This window comes from Kitasatospora putterlickiae, from assembly GCF_039527695.1.
Taxonomy (GTDB): domain Bacteria; phylum Actinomycetota; class Actinomycetes; order Streptomycetales; family Streptomycetaceae; genus Kitasatospora; species Kitasatospora putterlickiae.
The window spans coordinates 28,092-28,863 of record NZ_BAAAKJ010000125.1 but is presented as its reverse complement, the minus strand read 5'-3'; the positions used below and the strand labels follow the sequence as shown (position 1 = coordinate 28,863).

Genomic DNA, 772 nt, shown 5'->3' with positions numbered 1-772 from the left:
CCGTGCGGCGGGCCCGTCACCCCGAAGGAGCAGCATCCGGTGTGGCATGGGTCACGGTCGGAAAATCGACCTGACGGTCCGTCAAAACAACTGATGGTGCGTCACATCCGATCCATGGCGCATCAGTTGCGAGCTGATGTGCCGTCAGATTTGGCCACTGCCGGGCCAGTTGGGCGGAGTGTCGACCGATCCGCTGTTCACCGCCCCGGGCTACCATCGGTCGGGTTGTCCGCTCCGGCCCCGGAGTGGGGTCACCCGGACAGGCGAGTGCTCCCACCGCCCCCAAGGGTCGGACATCGATCGGGACGGGGCGAGGACAAGGAGCACACGGCAGCCATGACAGCCGAATCCAGCCGGGAACCGGGCCCGGACGCCGCCGAGCGGGCACAGCGGGACGATCAAGCACAGCAGGCCACCGCTGAGCAGACCGCCGAGCAGGCCGGGAAACAGGCCCGCTACCCCGGCCGCCCCGCCGCCGCCCCGCGCACCCTGGTCGACCTCCTGGAGGCGACCGCCCGGCAGCACCCCGCCGAGCCCGCCCTCGACGACGGCCGCACCGTGCTCAGCTACCGCGCGCTGGCCGCCGAGGTCGAGCAGCTGCGCCGCCGCCTCGCCGCCGCCGGCATCGGCCGCGGCGACCGGGTCGGCGTGCGCGTGCCCTCCGGCACCAACGACCTCTACGTCTCCGTCCTCGCGGTGCTCGCCGCCGGCGCCGCCTACGTTCCGGTGGACGCCGAGGACCCGGACGAGCGCGCCCAGCTGGTCTTCGAGG

General features: G+C 72.9%; 1 protein-coding gene. It reads left to right on the top strand.

Annotation, left to right across the window (positions count from 1 at the left end; translation table 11 throughout):
* Window positions 1-336: 336 nt before the first annotated feature.
* Window positions 337-772 (top strand): AMP-binding protein (locus ABD308_RS13260; protein ID WP_344332977.1); only part of this gene is annotated, 436 nt, incomplete at its 3' end.